The 20,033-nt window shown below is 71.7% G+C and carries 16 protein-coding genes; 4 read left to right on the forward strand and 12 right to left on the reverse strand.

Annotated elements, in window-relative coordinates; all coding sequences use genetic code 11:
* Positions 1-31: 31 nt before the first annotated feature.
* The 12 genes from DJ476_RS11730 to DJ476_RS11785 form a co-directional block, all read right to left on the reverse strand.
* The gene (locus tag DJ476_RS11730; RefSeq protein ID WP_112490466.1) at positions 32-622 is read right to left on the reverse strand and encodes a Uma2 family endonuclease; all 591 of its coding nucleotides are present in this window, start codon (positions 620-622) and stop codon (positions 32-34) included.
* A 96-nt stretch (positions 623-718) separates the two neighbouring features.
* Positions 719-1,996 (reverse strand): thymidine phosphorylase, encoded by a 1,278-nt coding sequence (locus DJ476_RS11735; RefSeq protein ID WP_112490467.1) that lies wholly within the window; start codon positions 1,994-1,996, stop codon positions 719-721.
* 116 nt (positions 1,997-2,112) lie between these two features.
* Positions 2,113-2,535, reverse strand: coding sequence for a cytidine deaminase (locus DJ476_RS11740; RefSeq protein ID WP_103416632.1), 423 nt, complete (start codon positions 2,533-2,535; stop codon positions 2,113-2,115).
* Positions 2,532-3,794, reverse strand: coding sequence for an ABC transporter permease (locus DJ476_RS11745; RefSeq protein WP_019765550.1), 1,263 nt, complete (start codon positions 3,792-3,794; stop codon positions 2,532-2,534). The genes DJ476_RS11740 and DJ476_RS11745 overlap by 4 nt, the downstream gene beginning before the upstream one ends.
* Positions 3,791-4,909: an ABC transporter permease gene (locus DJ476_RS11750; RefSeq protein ID WP_112490468.1), complete on the reverse strand. Its 1,119-nt coding sequence runs from the start codon at positions 4,907-4,909 to the stop codon at positions 3,791-3,793. Before DJ476_RS11750 ends, DJ476_RS11745 begins: the two co-directional genes overlap by 4 nt.
* Entirely contained in the window at positions 4,906-6,489 is a 1,584-nt protein-coding gene (locus DJ476_RS11755; protein ID WP_103416634.1) for an ABC transporter ATP-binding protein, read from the reverse strand. Before DJ476_RS11755 ends, DJ476_RS11750 begins: the two co-directional genes overlap by 4 nt.
* A gap of 353 nt (positions 6,490-6,842) precedes the next feature.
* The gene (locus tag DJ476_RS11760) at positions 6,843-7,889 is read right to left on the reverse strand and encodes a BMP family lipoprotein (protein ID WP_103416635.1); all 1,047 of its coding nucleotides are present in this window, start codon (positions 7,887-7,889) and stop codon (positions 6,843-6,845) included.
* Between the two features lie 173 nt (positions 7,890-8,062).
* Positions 8,063-9,301 carry an amidohydrolase gene (locus DJ476_RS11765; protein WP_381148405.1) on the reverse strand — a complete coding sequence of 413 codons (1,239 nt, stop codon included), beginning with the start codon at positions 9,299-9,301 and terminating at the stop codon, positions 8,063-8,065.
* A 179-nt stretch (positions 9,302-9,480) separates the two neighbouring features.
* Entirely contained in the window at positions 9,481-10,515 is a 1,035-nt protein-coding gene (locus DJ476_RS11770) for a hypothetical protein (RefSeq protein WP_103416637.1), read from the reverse strand.
* Positions 10,516-10,525: 10 nt separating this feature from the next.
* Complete coding sequence (locus tag DJ476_RS11775) at positions 10,526-11,458, reverse strand: N-acetylneuraminate synthase family protein (RefSeq protein WP_103416638.1); 933 nt, start codon at positions 11,456-11,458, stop codon at positions 10,526-10,528.
* A 12-nt stretch (positions 11,459-11,470) separates the two neighbouring features.
* Positions 11,471-12,706 (reverse strand): acylneuraminate cytidylyltransferase, encoded by a 1,236-nt coding sequence (locus DJ476_RS11780; RefSeq protein ID WP_103416639.1) that lies wholly within the window; start codon positions 12,704-12,706, stop codon positions 11,471-11,473.
* A 20-nt stretch (positions 12,707-12,726) separates the two neighbouring features.
* Entirely contained in the window at positions 12,727-14,115 is a 1,389-nt protein-coding gene (locus tag DJ476_RS11785) for a DUF6716 putative glycosyltransferase (protein WP_103416640.1), read from the reverse strand.
* 202 nt (positions 14,116-14,317) lie between these two features.
* On the opposite strand from DJ476_RS11785, the gene DJ476_RS11790 reads away from it, so the two are divergent.
* From DJ476_RS11790 to DJ476_RS11805, 4 genes are all read left to right on the forward strand, one after another.
* Positions 14,318-15,337, forward strand: coding sequence for a glycosyltransferase family 2 protein (locus tag DJ476_RS11790; RefSeq protein ID WP_181006423.1), 1,020 nt, complete (start codon positions 14,318-14,320; stop codon positions 15,335-15,337).
* Positions 15,337-16,731, forward strand: coding sequence for a polysialyltransferase family glycosyltransferase (locus tag DJ476_RS11795; RefSeq protein ID WP_103416641.1), 1,395 nt, complete (start codon positions 15,337-15,339; stop codon positions 16,729-16,731). Before DJ476_RS11790 ends, DJ476_RS11795 begins: the two co-directional genes overlap by 1 nt.
* Positions 16,732-16,962: 231 nt before the next feature.
* Entirely contained in the window at positions 16,963-18,024 is a 1,062-nt protein-coding gene (locus tag DJ476_RS11800; protein ID WP_181006424.1) for an acyltransferase family protein, read from the forward strand.
* A gap of 54 nt (positions 18,025-18,078) precedes the next feature.
* Entirely contained in the window at positions 18,079-20,013 is a 1,935-nt protein-coding gene (locus tag DJ476_RS11805) for a sialidase family protein (protein WP_318294598.1), read from the forward strand.
* Positions 20,014-20,033: the final 20 nt, after the last annotated feature.

Genomic DNA, 20,033 nt, shown 5'->3' on the forward strand with positions numbered 1-20,033 from the left:
TGTGTCATCGACAGGAGTGGCGGAAGCGGCCTCAGCTGACCGGGAAGACGCCCGTGTCCAGGTCGAGTCCGAACGGTTCGGGGAGGCTGATCTTCCCGCCGTACTCGACCGTTTCCAGCACCCGGTACGTGCCGCCCTCCGGCTCCCCGTAGAGCGTCGCGGTCGGGCGGCCGGAGTGCCAGGGGTCGAGGAGCAGGAACAGCTCCACCCCGGCCTTGGCGTATCCGTTGACCTTGCTGACGCGGTCGTGGTTGGCGTTGGCGCGGGAGGTGATCTCGACGACGAGGCGGGCTTCCTCGGCGGGGACGGTGTTCCCCGGCCCGGAGGCGGTGGCGCGGTCCACGACCACGAGGTCGGGGATGTAGATCCCACCCCGCCCCGGCAGCGAGAGGCCGAGGGTCTGGTAGATCTCCCACTCCTCCGGGATGACGGTGTAGAGCCTGCGCTGGAGCAGGGCAGCGGTGGTGTTGTGGTCCTTGGACGGTGGCGGCGACACGGTGACGATCTCCTCGATGATCTCCACCTTGCAGCCCTCGGGTGCGTCCGTCTCCTCCCAGATCCGGACGATGTCGTCCCAGTCCTGGCCGTGGCCCGGCACGGGGTCGACGGTGAGTGCGCTCATGGCGGTCTCCTCTATCGGTACGTCACCGAGTCCAGCATGCCGAACGGGACCGGTGGCAGTCCACCGATCCCGTCACCCGTACGGGGAAACCGCAGGTCAGGCAATACGTTCCCGCACCACCGGCAGCGGGGCGAACGACGTGCCCGCCGGGGCGATGTCGTACGCGTCCGGGAGGGCCTTGAGGGCGTAGTCGAACTTCTCCGGGGTGTCCGTGTGCAGCGTCATCAGGGGCTGGCCCTCGGTGACGGTGTCGCCGGGCTTGGCGTGGAGTTCGACGCCCGCGCCCGCCTGCACCGGGTCCTCCTTGCGGGCGCGGCCCGCGCCCAGGCGCCAGGCGGCGACGCCGACGCCGTAGGCGTCCAGGCGGGTGAGGACGCCGGAGGCGGGGGCCGTGATGATGTGGTGCTCGCGGGCGGTGGGGAGGGGGGCGTCCGGGTCGCCGCCCTGGGCGGAGATCATGCGGCGCCAGACGTCCATCGCGGAGCCGTCGGAGAGCGCCTTCTCGGGATCGGCGTCCTTGAGGCCTGCGGCGTCCAGCATCTCGCGGGCCAGGGCGAGGGTCAGGTCGACGACGTCCTGGGGGCCGCCACCGGCGAGGACCTCGACCGACTCCCGCACCTCCAGGGCGTTGCCCGCGGTGAGGCCGAGCGGGGTCGACATGTCGGTGAGCAGGGCGACCGTGCGGACGCCGCTGTCCGTGCCGAGCGCGACCATGGTGGAGGCCAGCTCGCGGGCGTCCTCGATGGTCTTCATGAAGGCGCCGGAGCCGACCTTGACGTCCAGGACGAGCGCCCCGGTGCCCTCCGCGATCTTCTTGGACATGATCGAGCTGGCGATGAGCGGGATCGCCTCGACGGTGCCGGTGACATCGCGCAGCGCGTAGAGCTTCTTGTCGGCGGGGGCGAGTCCGTCACCGGCGGCGCAGATGACCGCGCCGGTGGTGTCGAGGACGTTCAGCATCTCCTCGTTGGAGATGTGGGCCCGCCAGCCGGGGATGGACTCCAGCTTGTCCAGGGTGCCGCCGGTGTGGCCGAGGCCCCGGCCGCTGAGCTGCGGCACGGCGGCGCCGCACGCGGCGACCAGCGGGGCGAGCGGCAGGGTGATCTTGTCGCCGACGCCGCCGGTGGAGTGCTTGTCGGTGGTGGGGCGGGAGAGCGCTCGGAAGTTCATCCGCTCGCCGGAGGCGATCATCGCGGCGGTCCAGCGGGCGATCTCGGTGCGGTTCATGCCGTTGAGCAGGATCGCCATGGCGAGGGCGGACATCTGCTCGTCGGCGACCTCGCCGCGGGTGTACGCGTCGATGACCCAGTCGATCTGCTCGGGGGTCAGCTCGCCTCGGTCCCGCTTGGTGCGGATGACGGAGATGGCGTCCATGGGAGTCCTTCCGGCCGGTGCGTACGCAAGAGTCCTCGTTGACTCTACGCGCATAGAGAGGGGAAAGGACGGTGGCCCTTCCAGGAGGGGAAGGGCCACCGCCGGAGAATACGGGGTCAGCCGAGGTGCTGCGGGCCGAACGACTGCGGCAGCATCTCGTCCAGCGTGCGGCGCCCGTCGGGCGTCTCCAGGAGGAGTCCGGGGCCCCCGAACTCGTACAGGAGCTGCCTGCACCGGCCGCACGGCACCAGGATCGACCCGGTGCCGTCCACGCAGGTGAAATGGGTCAGCCGGCCGCCGCCGGTCGCCTGGAGGGTGGAGACCAGACCGCATTCGGCGCAGAGCGAGAGGCCGTAGGAGGCGTTCTCGACGTTGCAGCCGGTGATCGTGCGGCCGTCGTCCACCCGGGCGGCGACCCCGACCGGGAAGCCCGAGTAGGGGGCGTACGCCCGGGACATCGCGTCCCGGGCCGCCGCCCGCAGGGCCTCCCAGTCGGACTCGTCGAAGAGCACGGCGGGTTCGGAGGCGGGCGAGGTCACTTGCCCTCGCCCTTCCGATAGGGCACGCCGTCCGCCTTCGGCATCCGTAGCCGCTGCGCGGCGAGCGAGAGGACCAGCAGCGTGGTGACGTACGGAGCGGCGTCGACGAACTGGCTGGGCACCTGGTCGGTCAGCAGGTACCAGGTGAACAGCAGCGCCGAGACGGCCGCCGAGATCACCGCGGCGACGTACTTCTTCTTGTAGAGCTGCCAGAACACCGCGATGACCAGCAGGATCGCCAGCAGGAGCAGCATCGCGTGGACGTTCTCCGCGCCGCCGCGCAGCTTGAGGCTGTCGGTGAAGCCGAAGAGTCCGGCGCCCAGCGCCATCCCGCCCGGCATCCAGTTGCCGAAGATCATGGCGGCGAGGCCGATGTAGCCGCGGCCGCCGGTCTGGCCCTCCTGGTAGATGCCGGTGGCGACGATCGCGAGGAACGCGCCGCCGAGGCCCGCGAGCCCGCCGGAGACGGTGACGGCGATGTACTTGTACTTGTACACGTTGACGCCGAGCGTCTCGGCGGCCACCGGGGACTCACCGCAGGAGCGCAGCCGCAGCCCGAACGGGGTGCGCCACAGGATCCACCAGGTGGCGGGGATCAGCAGGAGCGCGAGCAGGGTCAGCAGGGAGAGGCCGGTGACCAGGCCGCCGAGGATGCCCGCGACGTCGGAGACCAGGAACCAGTGGTGCTGCTGGATGTCCCGCAGCCAGTCCGAGAGCCCCGGGATGGTGATCTTGTCGATCGGGTCGATGCGCGGGGACTGCTTGGAGGAGCCGCCCTGCACGCCGTCGAAGGCGAAGTTGGAGAGGTAGCGGGTGACACCGACGGCGAGGATGTTGATCGCCACACCGGAGACGATGTGGTTGACGCCGAAGGTGACGGTGATGATCGCGTGGAGCAGACCGCCGAGGCAGCCGCCGATGATGCCGAAGAGGACACCCATCCACGGGCCCCACTGGAACCCGGCCCAGGCACCGAACCAGGTGCCGAGGATCATCATGCCTTCGAGACCGATGTTGACGACGCCGGCGCGCTCGGCCCAGAGGCCGCCGAGCCCGGCGAGGCCGATCGGCACGGCGAGTTCCAGGGCACCGGCGACCTGGCCGACCGAGGTGATGTCGTCGGCGCCGCTGATGAGGCGGACGAGCGAGACGAGGGCGAGGCCGCCCGCGATGATGAGCAGGACGACGGGCAGGGTGAGCTTGCGGCGGCCGCCCTTCAGCGGGGCGGGGCGTGCGGCGATGGCTTTGCTGGTGCTCACAGGGCCGCCTCCTTCTCGGTCTTGATGGCATGGCCGGCGGCGAGTTCCTCGCCGACCTTCTGCTGCTGGCGGCGGACGCCGTAGCGGCGTACCAGCTCGTAGGAGACGACGACCGAGATCACGATCAGGCCCTGCATGATCGTGGCGATCTCCTTCTCGTACCCGTACTGGTCGAGCGAGGCCGACGACTTGTCCAGGAAGGCGATGAGCAGGGCGCTGAAGGCGATGCCGAGCGGGTTGTTGCGGCCCAGCAGCGCGATGGTGATACCGGTGAAGCCGATACCGGTGGGGAAGTCGAGACTGTAGGTGTGGGTGTCACCGAGCAGCGTCGGCAGCCCCGCGAGACCCGCGACCGCGCCGGAGATCAGCATCGAGGTGAGGATCATCTTCTTGGCGTCCACACCGGAGGCCTGGGCCGCGCTGGAGCTGGCGCCGGTGGCGCGCAGGTCGAAGCCGAAGCGGGTGCGGTTGAGGATGAACCAGTAGAGCAGGCCGCAGCCGGCCGCGACGAAGGTGAAGCCGTAGATCTCGCCGGCCCCGTCGCCCATCGGCAGCCCCGGGAACCAGCCGGACTCCGCGATCTCACCGGTGGTGAGGTTGTTGGAGCCCGGGGGCTGCTCGCCGAAGTTCTTCGGCAGGATCAGCCAGGCGATCAGCGCGGTGGCGATCGAGTTGAGCATGATCGTCGAGACGACCTCGCTCACCCCGCGGCTGGTCTTGAGGAAGCCCGCGATGCCGGACCAGAAGGCGCCCACGAGCATCGCGACGATCACGATGAGCGCGATGTGCAGCGGGCCGGGCAGGCTGACGCTGGCGCCGACCAGAGCGGACATCATGGCGGCGAGGCGGTACTGCCCGTCGACGCCGATGTTGAAGAGGTTCATGCGAAAGCCGACGGCGACCGCGAGGGCGGCGAGGTAGTACGTACCCGCCTGGTTGATGATCAGGACCTGGACGTCCACGTAGGACGCCGAGTCGAACATGATCCGGTACGGCTCGAAGGGGTTGCGGCCGGAGGCGAGCAGCACCACGGTCGTCAGCGCGAGGGCCACGACCAGGGCGAGCACCGGGCCGGCGAAGCCCAGGATCAGCCGGTCCTTGTCGAATTTCTTCATCGGGCCTCGTCCTCCGGGCTTTCGAGGTGACCGGTGGCGGCGCCGGTCATGGCCGAGCCCAGTTCCTCCGGGGTGATGGTGGCCGGGTCGGCGTCGGCGACCAGCCGGCCGCGGTACATGACGCGCAGGGTGTCGGAGAGCCCGATCAGCTCGTCCAGGTCGGCCGAGATCAGCAGGACGGCTAGTCCTTCGCGGCGGGCCTCGCGGATCTGGTCCCAGATCTGCGCCTGGGCGCCGACGTCCACGCCCCGGGTGGGGTGGGCGGCGATCAGGAGCTTGGGGGCGTGGCTCATCTCGCGGCCGACGATCAGCTTCTGCTGGTTGCCGCCGGAGAGCGAGGCCGCGGTGACCTCGATGCCGGGGGTGCGGACGTCGTACTCGCGCACGATCCGCTCGGTGTCGGTGCGGGCCGCCCTGTTGTCCAGCAGCCAGCCGCGGCTGTTGGGCTTCTCGGTGACGTGGCCGAGGATGCGGTTCTCCCAGAGCGGGGCCTCCAGCAGGACGCCGTGGCGGTGGCGGTCCTCGGGGATGTAGCCGATGCCCGACTCGCGGCGCTTGCGGGTGGGGGCGTGCGAGATGTCGGCGGTGTCGAGCGTGATCACCCCGCCGTCCGGGTCGCGCAGGCCCATCAGGGCCTCGATCAGCTCGGTCTGCCCGTTGCCCTCGACGCCCGCGATGCCGAGGACCTCACCCTTGTGGATGGTGAAGTCGACGCCCGCGAGGACGTCGCGGACGGTGCCGTCGGGGTCGGTGACGGTGAGCGAGAGGTCCTGGACGCGCAGCATGGGCACGTCGGTGACGGTGGACTCGCGGGTCTCCGGCGAGGGCAGCTCGCTGCCGACCATCAGCTCGGCGAGCTGCTTGGTCGTGGTGGTGGCCGGGTCGGCGGTGCCCACCGTCGTACCGCGGCGGATCACCGTGATGTCGTCGGCGACCGAGAGGACCTCGCCCAGCTTGTGCGAGATGAAGATGACGGTCAGGCCCTCGGCCTTCAGCTCACGCAGGTTGGCGAAGAGGGCGTCGACCTCCTGCGGCACGAGGACCGCGGTCGGCTCGTCCAGGATGAGGATGCGGGCGCCCCGGTAGAGGACCTTGAGGATCTCCACGCGCTGCCGGTCGGCGACCCCGAGGTCCTCGACGAGCACGTCGGGCCGGATGCCGAGCCCGTACGCGTCGGAGATCTCCTTGATCTTCTTACGGGCGCCGGAGCCGATGCCGTGCAGCTTCTCGCCGCCGAGGACCACGTTCTCCAGGACGGTGAAGTTGTCGGCGAGCATGAAGTGCTGGTGCACCATGCCGATGCCGCGCTCGATGGCCTCACCGGGGTTGGAGAACGAGACCTGCTCACCGTTGATGGCGATGGTGCCCTCGTCCGGCTTCTGCATGCCGTAGAGGATCTTCATCAGGGTGGACTTGCCGGCACCGTTCTCCCCGACGAGGGCGTGCACGGTGCCCTTGCCGATGGTGATGTCGATGTCGTGGTTGGCGACGACGCCGGGGAAGCGCTTGGTGATGCCGTGCACTTCCACGGCGGGGGGGCTGCTGGACGCGTTGATGACGCACTCTCCTTGGCCGGACAGGAGCGGGGGCGGAGGGGCTGGGGGGGCTCTGGTGAGCGGGGTGAAGTTATCGCGCCGGAGGGCTGTCTACACGCGTAGCGCTGCCGAATCGTGAAACACAGGCGCACGTCACAGTCCGGACGCGGGGTCCGGGCCGGTAAGGAGACCTCTGCGAGAGGCGGATCTTCTTCTTCGGGTACCGCGGGTTCTTCGAGGGTGTCGCGGTGGGGCCGCGGTGGTGCTGCGGTTCCTCCGCGGCGGTACGGGCACCTCCCCGCCGTACGGGGAGGGCCCGGCGGCCCTGTCCGCCCGCCGCGCCGGTGTGCGGCGGGCGGGCGGACAGGGCCTGGTGCCCGAGGGGCAGGCCGTCCCGGTTACGGGGCGGTCTTGACGGTGATCTTGCCGTCGATGATGTCCTGCTTGGCCTTGTCGACCGCGGCGATGACGTCGGTCATCTTGGTGAAGGCCGGGTTGGACATCGACAGGGCGACGCCGTTCTTGTCGAGGCCGTAGCGGATCTCACCGGTCTGCGGCTTGCCGTCCTTGACCGACTTGATCAGGTTGAAGACGGCGTCCGAGACGTCCTTCGTGACCGAGGTCAGGATGGACTCCTTGTAGTTGGCGAGCCCTTCCTGGTTGTACTGGTCGGAGTCGACGCCGATGTTCCACTTGCCCGCCTTGGAGACGGCCTCGATGGCACCGGAGCCGGCCAGACCGGCGGCCGAGTAGACCACGTCGGCCTTCTTGTCGAGCTGGCCCTGGGCGGCGGCCTTGCCGAGGTCGGGCTTGGAGAAGCCGTCGAAGTTCGGCGGCTGGGTCAGGTACTGCGGGAGCACGTTCACCGACGGGTCGGTGTCCTTGACGCCCTGGACGTAACCGGCCTCGAACTTCTTGATCAGCGGGGTCTCGACACCGCCGATGAAGCCGACCACCTTGGTCTTGCTGACCTTGGCGGCGGCGACGCCGGCGAGGTAGGAGCCCTGCTCCTCGTTGAAGACCATGTTGGCGATGTTCTTGCCGGTCACCGAGGAGTCGTCGATGATCCCGAACGTGGTGTCCGGGAACTTCGGGGCGACCTTCTTGATGGCGGGCGCGTAGGCGAAACCGACACCGATCACCGGGTTGTTGCCGGCGCGGGCCAGCTCGGTGAGGCGCTGCACCTTGTCGGCGTCGCTCTCACCGTCGGACGGCTCGGCCTCGCTGCCGTCGATGTCGAGGTCCTTCTCCGCCTTGGAGAGACCGGCGTAGGCGGCGTCGTTGAACGACTGGTCGCCGCGACCACCGATGTCGTAGGCGATGGCGGCCTTGTCACCGTCGGAGCCGGAGCCCGACGACGACGTCTTTCCGCCACACGCGGTGGCGCTGAGCGCGAGGGCCGCTGACGCGACACCCACGGTGGCAATCCTGGTGATCCGGCGCAAGGGAGGCTCCTTCAAACCTGACCGAAGCGCCTCTTCCGGCGCTGGTTTCGCGGCGATCGTAACGCGCGTAGATGTCAGATAAGAGCACGTACGGAAGCCGTTATCGGATCGTCGCGAACAGAGGGTGGCGCGCCGGTCCACGGACGGCCCGCGAACAGTTCGTTACGGCAGTCCTACGACCGTCCGGCCAGCAGGGCGGCGGCCGTGAACAGCTCAACCCCCACGGTGATGGCCTCTTCGTCCACGTCGAAGTTGCCCCGGTGCAGGTCCAGACCGCGCGTGTCGCCGGGCGGCCGGACGCCGAGGCGGGCCATGGCGCCGGGGACGCGCTCCAGATACCAGGAGAAGTCCTCGCCGCCGAGGCTCTGCTCGGTGTCCTCGATCGCGTACGAGCCGCGACGCTCGGTCATCGCCGCGTCCAGCAGACCGATGGACTCGGCGTCGTTCACCACGGGCGGGACGCCCCGTACGTAATTGATCACGGTCTTGGCCCGATGCATTCCGGCCACCTCGTCGATGGCGGCGTGCACCAGGTCCGGGGCGTCACGCCAGGCGGCCAGGTCCAGGCAGCGGACCGTGCCGGAGAGCTCGGCGTGCTGCGGTACGACATTGGGGGCGTGGCCCGTCTGGAGGCGGCCCCAGGTCAGGACGAGGCCGGAGCGGGCGTCGACGCGGCGGGCGAGCAGCGCGGGGACGTCCACGGCGACCCGGGCCGCGGCGGTGACCAGGTCGGTGGTCAGGTGCGGGCGGGCGGTGTGGCCGCCGGGACCGTCGAGGGAGACCTCCAGGCGGTCGCAGGCGGAGGTGATGGGCCCGACGCGGAGCCCGATCCTCCCGGCGTCCACCTTGGGGTCGCAGTGGACGGCGATGATCCGCCCGACGCCCTCCAGCACCCCGGACTCGATCGCGTCCACCGCACCGCCCGGGAGGACCTCCTCGGCGGGCTGGAAGACCAGCCGCACCGCGTTGGGCAGGAGCCCCTGGCGGTGGAGCCCGGCGAGCACCAGTCCGGCGCCGAGCACAGTGGTGGTGTGGACGTCGTGCCCGCAGGCGTGGGCCCGGTCGGGGACGGTTGACCGGTAGGGGACGTCCACCTTGGTGTCCGGGATCGGCAGCGCGTCGATGTCGGCCCGCAACGCCAGCATGGGCGTCACGCCGTCCCACTCCCCCACGTCGCAGACGAGCCCCGTGCCCACGTCGAGCACCCGCGGCCGCAGCCCGGCCTTCTCCAGCCGGTCCTTGATGGCGGCGGTGGTCCGGAACTCCTGGTTGCCCAGCTCGGGGTGCATGTGCAGATCCCGGCGGAAGGCGATCAGCTCGGCCCGCAGCTCGTCACCGAGCCTGCCGGGCAGCCCACCTCCTCCCGGCTGGTCGACCAGGTCTTCGGAACGGGCTGCGGCGCGGGACTTCAACTGGTTCACCTGGTGAAGCGTAGGCCCCTTCACCCCCCAACTGGCCACAGATCAAGAAAACTTCAACCGCACAGGGGAACAAAAGGCGGGGCGGGGGTGTGTGACGGGTCGTGACGGTGGGTATGCCTTGGGGTTCTCCCGTGGTGTACGGGACGGCCGATACACCGCCGGCACACCCTCTACGCGTGCGCCGTCGACGTCAGCCGCTGCACCCCCCGGGCCGTCTCCGTGACCCCGCTCAGGAAGCCCTGGGCGCGCGGGGAGGCCGTCGTGCGCAGCCACTCGGGGGCGATGTCGCAGACCGCGACGTTCACCCCGGTGCCGGCCAGGGCCAGCGGGAGGGTGTGGACCACCGTGGAGGGGAAGCTCACCACCGTGTGGCCGATGGGGCCGCGGCGGGCGATGAGTTCCAGGGGGAGGTCCGGGCGGACGATCTCCAGGCCGGTGGCGGCCTCCAGGGCGTGGAGCTTCTCGGCGGACTCGCGGCGGTGGGCGAAGTAGCGGGTGGCCCCGTGGGTGCGGGCCAGGGCCGCCACCGCCTCCTGGTACGGGGCGGCGTCGACCACGCCCGTCTCCACCAGGGAGGTGCCGACCAGGTCCGCGCCCTTGCCGATGGTGGGCGGGCCGAAGCGGGCGCGGGTCCAGGTGAAGGCGTTGGCGGTGACGGTGATGCCCTCGGGGGGCTCGACCGGCATCGCGGTGAAGACCTCCACCGCGTGCCGGGCCGTCGGGGTGAAGCGGCGCCGCGCGGTGGCCGTGACCGGGGCCAGGACCAGTTCGCGCGGCCCGCCCCGGCCCTTGCGGTGCCAGCGGGTCAGCCGCTCGCCCCGGGCGAGCTGGGCGACGAACTCCATGGTCGCCGTGCCGTCGTCGACCACCGTGAGGCGCTCGGCGCGGACCAGGGTCAGCAGGAGCTGGACGTAACGGGAGAACGGGTCCCCGATCACGATGTGGTCCGCGCGCCTGACCAGTCCGGCCAGGGCGCGCAGGGCCTTGAGAGGCGCGCCGGACTCCCCGCGCGCCTCCTGCCAGCGGACGGCGATGCCCTCGTCGCGGGCCAGCTCCGCCATCCGGCGCAGCTGACCGCGCGACATCGGGTCGACCGGGGGGAGAACGACGACCGTCGTGGCGGCCGGATCGTCTCCCCCCTCGGTGTGCACCCACTCCAGGACGTTCAGGAGCTGGACCGGGCTCTCGACGAAGGCGAGGTTCACCGGTCGGCGCTCAGACCGCGACCGGCTCGGGGGCCGGGGCGTTCTCGGCCTCGGCGACGACGCCCGCGACCCGGCGGAGCTTCTTCATCGGGCCGAGCTCGGACTCGTACACCTTCTTGACGCCGTCACCGAGCGACTGCTCGATGGTGCGGATGTCGCGGACCAGGCGGGTCAGGCCCTGGGGCTCGACGGAGGCGGCCTGGTCGGAGCCCCACATGGCGCGGTCGAGGGTGATGTGGCGCTCGACGAAGGTGGCGCCGAGGGCGACGGCGGCCAGCGTGGTCTGGAGGCCGGTCTCGTGGCCGGAGTAGCCGATCGGGACGTTCGGGTACTCCTGCTGGAGGGTGTTGATGACCCGCAGGTTCAGCTCCTCGGCCTTGGCCGGGTAGGTGGAGGTGGCGTGGCAGAGCAGGATGTTGTCGCTGCCCAGGACCTCGACCGCGTGGCGGATCTGCTTCGGGGTGGACATGCCCGTGGAGAGGATGACCGTACGGCCGGTGGCGCGCAGGGCGCGGAGCAGCTCGTCGTCGGTGAGGGATGCGGAGGCGACCTTGTGGGCGGGGACGTCGAACTTCTCCAGGAAGGCGACGGCCTCGGTGTCCCACGGGGAGGCGAACCAGTCGATGCCGCGCTCGGCGCAGTGCTCGGAGATGGCCCGGTACTCCTCCTCGCCGAACTCGACGCGGTGGCGGTAGTCGATGTACGTCATCCGGCCCCAGGGGGTGTCGCGCTCGATGTCCCACTGGTCGCGCGGGGTGCAGATCTCCGGGGTGCGCTTCTGGAACTTGACGGCGTCGCAGCCGGCTTCGGCGGCCACGTCGATGAGGGCGAGGGCGTTGTCGAGGTCGCCGTTGTGGTTGATGCCGATCTCGCCCGTGATGTAGACGGGGTTGCCGGGTCCGGCGGTACGGGTGCCGAAGGTACGCAGACGGGAGGTGCTCATGGTGGTGCTTCCTTACTTGGTGGGGACAGTGGGGGCTGTGATGTCAGCGGTGAGGGTGGGGCCCAGCAGCCAGGCCGCGATCTCGCGGATGGCGCCGTAGCCGCCGGGGGTGGTCGTGACGGCGCGCGCCGCCGCGCGCACCGAGTCGTGGGCGCTGCCGACCGCGACGGGCCAGCCCGCGAGGGCGAAGCAGCCGAGGTCGTTGACGTCGTTGCCGACGTAGAGCACGCGCTCGGGGGCGATGTTCTGCTCGTCGCACCACTGCTTGAGCGCCTCGTCCTTGCGGTCGATGCCGTGCAGGACGGGGACCTGGAGCTTGCGGGCGCGGGCGGCGACGACGGGGTTCTGTTCGGTGGAGAGGATCAGCAGTGGGACGCCCGCCTTGCGCAGGGCGGCGATACCCAGGCCGTCGCCCCGGTGGACGGCGACGGTCTCGCGGCCGTCGGAGTCGACCATGACCCGGTCGTCGGTCTGGGTTCCGTCGAAGTCCAGGACGACCGCGTCCACGTCGGCCCGGGTGGGCAGCGGGGCGGGGTCCAGGAGCGGGGCGAGCGCGCGGGCGCGGGCCAGGTCGTGCGGGTCGTCGATCTCCAGCACCCGGGCCGGGTCGGTGGGGACCAGGGCGGTGTGGCCGAAGAAGCGGTGGCGGTGGGTGCGGAAGCCCGCCGCGTCCATCGCGTAGGCGGCACCGGTCTCCAGGTAGTCCTGGGGGCGGTCCTGGCGGCGGGGGCGTACGGACTTGTCGTGGTTGACGCCGTACGTGCCCTCCTCCACCGCGTGCCCGTCGCGCCAGACGAAGCCGTGGAACGTGGCGACGGTGACGGCCGTGTCGGCGCCCTCGTGGACGACCGCCCGGGCCACCCCGTCGATGTCGTCGCGGGAGACGAAGGGGCTGGTGCACTGGACGAGGAGGACCACGTCGACACGCTTGGCGCGCTCGGCCTCGTAGGTGTCCAGGGCGTGCAGCACGGCCGCCTCGCTGGTGGCGGTGTCGCCCGCGATGGCGGCGGGGCGCTCGACGCAGTGCAGCCGGTGGGCGGCGCCGAGGTCGACGGCGGCGGCACGGGCGGCCTGGGCGATGGCCCCGTCGTCGGTGGTGACGACGACATCGGTGACCTCGGGGGCGCCGAGTGCGGCGCGCACCGCGCGGGCGACCAGGGGGATGCCGCCGACCTCGGCGAGGTTCTTGGCGGGCACGCCCTTGGATCCGCCGCGGGCGGGGATCACGGCGAGGACGGTCGGTGTCATCGAAGCTCCTGAGGTGGTGGTCACAGCTCCCCCATCCGGCGGATCACCGGGGCGACGCGCTGGACGCCGTGCCGGTAGGCGCCGCGCGCCGCGTTGCGTACGGTCTCCCGCACCGCGCCCCGGACCCGGCCGGGCTCCTGCGGTGCGGCGGCGCCGGGCAGGGGCGTGCCGTCGGGGGCCAGGTGGTGGCGGGCGAGGATGCCGGGGAGGTAGCCGGGGGCGGTGGTGGGCGTGTAGTACGGGGCCAGCGGCGGGAGTTGGCCCTCCGCCAGCAGCTCGGCCACCTTGGCGCGGGCGGTGTCGTAGGCGGTGCCGTACGAACCGTCGGCGGCGACGCCCTGGCCGGCCAGCCACTCCCCGTCCGGGCGCGGGCGGTATCCGCCGTCGAGCCGGTCCCAGGAGGTGAGGAGCCCGGAGCCGACGAAGTGGTGGTTGCCGAGGGGTTCGCGTACGCCGAGGTCGGTGAGGACGGCGGTCGGGATGCGGCGGTGCAGGGACTCCAGGGCGGCGGTGGAGGAGACGGTGACCAGGAGGTCGGTGCGGTCCAGGACCTCGCCCATGTGCCCGTACACCAGACGGAAGTTGGGCGGCAGCCCGCCGGGCAGCCTCTGGGCGAGCTTCTGGTACGGGAGTTCCTCGATGTGCGTGGTGTGCTCACCGGGCTTGGAGCGCAGCTTCAGCAGCACCTCGCGGCGGGGGTGCAGCCGGGCGTGCTCGACGAGCCGGCGGAGGAGGTACGTACGGTCGGCGCGGGAGGCCGGTACGGAGGGCTGCGCGGCGAACACCACGGTGTCGCGGCCCTCTTCGGGGCTGTACGGGGCTCCGCCCAGGAAGGGCAGCGCGGCTTCGGTGACCGCCGAGGCGTCGGCGCCCACTCCCTCGTACACCGCCCGGAAACGCTCCGCGTCGTGCGCCGAGTTGGCGAGGACGATGTCCGCGCCGTGGCGGAGGAGGAGCCCGTCGGCCAGCTTCTCGTAGACGACCCCGACGTACCCGGTGACGATGACGGGCCTGCGGGCGAGGTCGAGCGCGGCCAGTCCGTGCAGCATCGCCTGGACGCCGCCGCCGACGAGGGCGAGGACGACCACGTCGTACCCCTCGTCGCGCACGGTGTGCAGGAACTCGACGGCGGTGACCTCACGGACCCGCCCGGCGTCGATCCCGACCTCACCGACCTCCGCGAGCTGACGGGGCGTCGGGGTGGCCCGGCCGCGCAGCAGCAGCCCGCTGACCTCGACGGGGCGCGCGTCCCGCCCGTCCCCGGCCACCTCGGCGGTCAGGCGGCGCGCGGTGAGCGCGCCCCATTTCCACCGGGTGTCGGAGTCGGCGAGGACGGCGACCCGCAGCGCCTGGCGGGGCTCGGCGGGGGCGTCGGCCGGATCGGCCTGATTGCTGGTACGTGGGGGCACATCCCAGAAGTTAGGAAGGCATTTCGATGCGCGGCCCAACGCGACAGCAACAAATGGTTAACAGGAGGCCGACGGTTGGGGAATCGGCAGGCCGGAGCGGTCAACTTCCGCCGCATTCGGTCCGCTTCACCGTTCGGACATTCATCGTTCACCCGCAGTACTTTTCCGGGTCGAGGAATGTGCCGGGTCTCCAACTAGCGTGATGCGGGTGGTTAAGCTCTCCGTCATCGTGCCGTTCTACAACGTGCAGACATACGCGCCCGACACCCTCAGAAGCCTGCGGGCCAACGCCCGGGAGGATTTCGAGTTCATTCTCGTCGACGACTGCTCGACCGACGGGACGGCCGGGATCCTCCAGCGCGCCAGGGAGGACATTCCCGGCGCCAAGGTGATCGTCCACGAGCGCAACGGCGGTCTGGCCACGGCCAGGAACACCGGCCTGGACGCGGCGGACGGGGAGTATCTGACCTTCCTGGACGGCGACGACTGGCTGGCCCCCGGCTACTTCACCGACCTGGTGGCCGCGGCCGAGCGGCTGGAGTGCGACTTCGTCCGCACCGACCATGTGCAGGTCACCGGCCGCACCCGGACGGTGCACCGGGTGCCGCACGGGCTGCGGAACGTGGTGCTCAGCCCGCGCTCGGTGATCCTTCCGGTCGACCGCACCACATCGGTGGACTATCCGTACGCCTGGGCCGGTATTTACCGCCGGCGCCTTCTCGACCGCGGTCTGCTGCACTTCACCGACGGTCTGCGCACCGCCGAGGACCGGCCGTGGATCTGGCGCCTGCACCGGGAGGCCGAGAGTTTCGCCGCGGTCGGCCTGCTCGGCCTCTTCTACCGGCGCGGGGTCGCCTCCTCGCTCACCCAGATCGGAGATGTCCGGCAGCTCGATTTCATCCGGGCATTCGACCAGGTCATCGAGGAGACCGCGCAGGATTCCGACGCGGAGATCCTGCTGCCGAAGGCCGTCCGTACCTATTGCGCGGTCATGGCCCACCATCTCGGTTCCATAGAGCGTTTCGAACCGTCCGTGGCCCGGACGCTGCGTTCCATGAGCGCCACCGCCCTGCGCAGGCTCCCCCCCGATCTCCTCGACGACACCCTCCGCTCCCTGGGCGACCGGCGCGCCGCCCTGCTGCGGCGGGTGCGCCGCCGTCCCATGGGCGGGGAGCCCGCCCCCGCCGTCACACCTGCCGCCGCCTCCGGAGCCCGCGCCTGATGTCTGCCATCCGTTCCACCCAGCTCTTCTTCGCGGCCTCCCAGTACGCCGCCGCGACGGTGACCGCGGCGATCCGGGCCGGTCAGTTCGGCCCGCGCGCCGAGCACCGCCGGCTGCTGATCGTCAGCGACACCTCCCCCGCCCCCGAGGTGGGCACCCCGCTCGACCGGATGGCCGGGTTCGCCTCGCTGCGGCCGGAGTTCGACGAGGTCCACTCGTGGAACGCGTTCATCAGGCCCTTCCACCCGGCCGGCTGGTTCCCGCGCGAGCAGGACACCCTGCTCTGGGAGCGGTATCTGCGGCTGGCCTGGGAGCTGGGCGACGGGCCGGTGGAGATCGCCTGCGAGTCCATCCAGGCCAACCCGTCCAGCGCGGTGGCGAAGATCTTCGGCGAGAGCCCGATCCACCTCTACGCGGACGGGCTGATGAGTTACGGCCCCACCCGCAGCAAGATCGACCCGCTGATCGGCACCCGGGTGCAGCGCCTGCTCCACCTGGACCTGGTGCCGGGGCTGCGGCCGCTGCTGATGACCGAGTTCGATGTGGAGCCGGAGGTCGTCCCGACCGCCGAGTTCCTCAAGGTCCTGGGCGAACTGGCCGCCTCCGCCGAGGAGTTCAGCGCCCCGGCCGACGCACCGGCGCTACTGCTCGGGCAGTACCTCTCCGCCATCGACGTCCTCACCGCCGACGAGGAGCAGGAGCTGCATCTGCGGATGCTGCGCGGCGCGGTCGCGCTCGGCCACACCCACGTGGTCTTCAAGCCGCACCCCGCCGCCCCGGTGAGCTGGTCGCGCGCGCTGGAGCAGGAGGCCGGGGCGCTCGGCGCCGAACTCACCGTGCTGGACTCCCCGGTGATCGCCGAGGTGGTGTACGAGCGGACGCGCCCGGCGCTCGTCGTGGGCGCGTTCTCCACCGCGCTGCTGACGGCGGCCACGTTCTACGGGATCCCCGTCGCGCGGGTCGGCACCGAGGAGCTGCTCGCCGCGCTGACCCCGTACCAGAACAGCAACCGCGTCCCGGTCACCATCGTCGACGCCCTGCTGCCCGCCCTGGAGGACCGGGAGGCGGTCACCTCGTGGCGGCTGCCGGGCGAGGAGGAGGTGCGGGCGGAGCTGTCGGGGCTGGTCACGGCCGTCGGCTTCGCGATGCAGCCGCAGATCTACCCGGGGCTGCGGCCCGCCGCCGAGGAGTACCTCGCCGCGCACCCGTCCCCGGCCTCCTCCCCGTACTTCCGCCGCCGCAGGCTCACCGCGCTCGCGCTGCCGGGGGCCCTTCCCGGGCAGTTCGACTTCATCCCGCGCAACGCCACGGTCCGCAGGATCGCCCGGCAGGCCGTCGCCTGGAAGCGGGGCGCGGAACAGCGGCTCCCCCGCGTCCGCAGCACGCGCGGCTGACGGGGCGGGGAGATGGGCGGGGGCGGGGACAGCGGGACGGACACGGGCACGGGACCGGGCGGAGGGGCGGGCGTGACGGACGCGCCGGGTGCGACGGGCGAGGGAGCGGGCGTGACGGGCAGGCGTGCGGGGACGGCGACCCTCCCGGCCCAGGAGGCCCGGCCCGCCGGACCGGCGCGCGAGGCGGCGGCCGCCGCGCCCCCGGAGAAGGGGAAGGGGAAGCGGAACCGGATGGCGGCCCTGGACGGGCTGCGCATCCTGGCCGCGCTGATGGTCTGCCTCTACCACTACGCGGGCAAGGAAGGCACGGTCGCCGAGTCCTGGGGGCAGTCGCCCGCGCACCTCTTCCCGACGCTGTCGTCGTTCGCGACCTACGGCAGCCTGGGGGTGCAGCTCTTCTTCATCATCAGCGGCTTCGTCATCTGCATGAGCAGCTGGGGCCGTTCGGTCGGTGACTTCTTCCGCTCCCGGGTCGCCCGCCTCTACCCGGCGTACTGGGCGGCGATCGTCGTCGTCACGGCGGCGGCCGTCGCGCTGCCCGTGGTCGTGGAGCCGCTGCGCCTGGACGAACTGCTGGTCAACCTCACCATGCTCCAGCAGCCGATGGGCGTGGACCGGGTGCTCGGGGTGTGCTGGACGCTCTGGGTCGAGCTGCGCTTCTACGTGCTGTTCGCGGTGTTCGTCGTCTGGCGCGGGGTCACGTACCGCCGGGTCGTCGTCTTCTGCTGCGGCTGGACGCTGGCGGGCGCCTTCGCCCGGATCGCCGACCACCCGCTGACCGACGCCCTGGTGATGCGGGACCACGCGCCGTACTTCATCGCGGGCCTCGCGCTCTATCTGATCCACCGGTACGGCAGCGACCTGCTCCTCTGGGGGATCGTGCTGGTCAGCTGGCTGCTCGGGCAGCGGTACTCCGTCATGGCCCTGTGGCACCCGGGCGGGGGCGGCGAGTTCGGCCGCTCCCCCCTGGTGATCCAGCTGATCGTGACGCTGTCCTTCATGGCGGTGGCCGCGGTGGCGCTGGGCCGGCTGAAGTGGATGGACTGGCGCTGGCTGACGGTCGCGGGGGCGCTGACGTACCCCTTCTACCTGCTCCACGAGCACCTGGGCTGGTTCGTGATCCGGGTGCTGAGCCGTGGCCTCCACGTGCCGCCGTACCTGACGCTGATCGCGGCGGTGGCGTCGATCCTGGTGCTGGCGCACCTGATGCACCGGTTCGTCGAGAAGCCGTTCGGGCCGAGGCTGAAGCGGACGATGACGGAGCAGAGCCGGCGGGTCCGTCCGCGGGCGTGAGCGGGGAGGACCGGCGGGCCCGCGCCGGTCTCCGATGTCGGTACCAACACGAGGATGGCCACCATGCCCCTGCCCGGACGCCCGTCGCCCTTCCGCCACCGCCACCGCCGCCGAAGAGCCCGACTGACCATGTCCGGGCTGGTGCTGACGCTGACGGCGACCGTGCTGGGCGCACCGGCTCCTCCCGCTGTCGCGGCCGTACCGGCGGCGGTCACCACCCCGTTCAAGGCGGGTGGCGAGGGCTACCGCTGCTTCCGGATCCCCGCGCTCGTCGCCACGCCCTCGGGCGCCCTGCTGGCCTTCGCCGAGGGGCGGGTGGCCACCTGCAGCGACGTCGGGCACAACGACATCGTGATGCGGAAGTCCACGGACGGCGGCCGGAGTTGGGGCCCGCTGAAGGTGGTCGTGGGCGGCGCGGACGAGGACGCGCACGGGAACCCGGCGCCGGTCGTGGACGCGGCGACCGGGCGGGTGTCGCTGCTGTACGCGACCGGCCCCTGGAGCGGTACGCCGGGCGAGCCGGTCCGTGGCCCCCGGAGCCTGCGCGTGGTGCACAGCGTGGACGACGGCGCGGGCTGGGCGGAGGGCGCCCCGCTCCCCCACCTGAAGCCGACGGGCCGGGCCTGGATCTCGACGGGCCCCGGCCACGGCATCCAGCTCGCCCGGGGCCCGCACCGGGGCAGGCTGGTCGTCCCGGGCGACTACACGACCACGGGCGGCCGGGCGGGCGGCCAGCTGTACGTCAGCGACGACGGCGGACTGACCTGGTCCCTGGGCGCCCAGGCGGAGGTCGACCGGGCCACCGCCCCCGCCTTCCCGGCCGAGCTGTCCGTCGCCGAGACGACCGGCGGGGGCGTGTACGTCAACGCCCGCAGCTCGGCCCGGTGCGGCACCGAGAACCACCGGATGGCCACCACCAGCACGGACGGCGGGGCCACCTTCGACGCCCCGTTCTCCCCCGTACCCGGCCTCGACACCCCGCCCGTCTCCGGCTCGCTGCTGCGCCTGCACGCGAAGGAGCTGGGCGCGGTGCGGGACCGGCTGCTCTTCTCCGCCCCCTCGCGCCTCGGCCCCCACACCCTGGAGGACCGCCGGGAGCTGGCGATCCGCTCCTCGTACGACGAGGGGCGCACCTGGCAGACGGCGGGCACGGTCGTGACCCCGGGCCGCTCCGGCTACTCCGATCTGGCCCTGCTCCCCTCGGGCGCGATCGGGGTCCTCTACGAGAGCGCGGGGAACATCCCGCACAGCGACCTCGTCTTCACCTCGTTCACCGAGGCCCAACTGGACGCTTCGCACCGCGAACTGCGCCTCCCCCGCACCTCGGACACCGGCCCCAACGGGTACGGCAACCACGCCCTGGTCCACGGCGGCGCCCAGCTCGGCAGCCGCGGCTCCGGCAGGGCCATGACCTTCGACGGCCAGGACGACTACCTGCGCCTGGTCTCCTGCTCGGACTCGCTGCGCCTGGGCGCGGGCGACTTCACCCTCACGGCCTGGTTCCGCCACACCGCCACGACGGGCGCCCTGCCGATCGTCTGGGGGTACGGGATGGGCTCGGGCGTCCGCCAGTTCTGGCTGCGGGCCGAGCCGGGCCGGGGCGCCGTCCGGGCGGCGATCGACACGGGCACGGCGTACGCGGAGGTGCGGACCACGTCCTCGTACAACGACGGCCAGTGGCACCACGCGGTCCTCAAGCGCCAGGCGGGCCGGCTGGCCCTCTCCGTGGACGGCGGCCAGGAGTTCACCGCCACGGCCCCGGCGGGCGACATCACCCCGCCCGCCGAGTTCTCCGTCCACATCGGCGCCCGCCCCGACTTCCCGAACCAGCCGGCCGGAGTCACCGAACTCTTCCGCGGCGGCCTGGACGACATCCGCCTCTTCGGCCGCGCCCTGACCGCGCAGGAGGCGTCCCGGGTGAAGGGCGGGGCGCTGGACGTGGCGAACGAGGAGGAGCGGGTGCGGCTGGGGTTCTCCGGTATGTGGTGAGGGCGGGGACAGCCGCTGGT

It is taken from the genome of Streptomyces bacillaris, assembly GCF_003268675.1.
Lineage (GTDB): Bacteria > Actinomycetota > Actinomycetes > Streptomycetales > Streptomycetaceae > Streptomyces > Streptomyces bacillaris.

Bases quoted from the DNA above. Each gene is read 5' to 3' on its own strand.
- DJ476_RS11780 (WP_103416639.1), bottom strand. From the start codon at position 12,706: ATGACACCGACCGTCCTCGCCGTGATCCCCGCCCGCGGCGGATCCAAG.
- DJ476_RS11735 (WP_112490467.1), bottom strand. From the start codon at position 1,996: ATGGACGCCATCTCCGTCATCCGCACCAAGCGGGACCGAGGCGAGCTG.
- DJ476_RS11805 (WP_318294598.1), top strand. From the start codon at position 18,079: ATGGCCACCATGCCCCTGCCCGGACGCCCGTCGCCCTTCCGCCACCGC.
- DJ476_RS11795 (WP_103416641.1), top strand. From the start codon at position 15,337: ATGTCTGCCATCCGTTCCACCCAGCTCTTCTTCGCGGCCTCCCAGTAC.
- DJ476_RS11790 (WP_181006423.1), top strand. From the start codon at position 14,318: ATGCGGGTGGTTAAGCTCTCCGTCATCGTGCCGTTCTACAACGTGCAG.
- DJ476_RS11775 (WP_103416638.1), bottom strand. From the start codon at position 11,458: ATGAGCACCTCCCGTCTGCGTACCTTCGGCACCCGTACCGCCGGACCC.
- DJ476_RS11750 (WP_112490468.1), bottom strand. From the start codon at position 4,909: ATGAAGAAATTCGACAAGGACCGGCTGATCCTGGGCTTCGCCGGCCCG.
- DJ476_RS11730 (WP_112490466.1), bottom strand. From the start codon at position 622: ATGAGCGCACTCACCGTCGACCCCGTGCCGGGCCACGGCCAGGACTGG.
- DJ476_RS11800 (WP_181006424.1), top strand. From the start codon at position 16,963: ATGGCGGCCCTGGACGGGCTGCGCATCCTGGCCGCGCTGATGGTCTGC.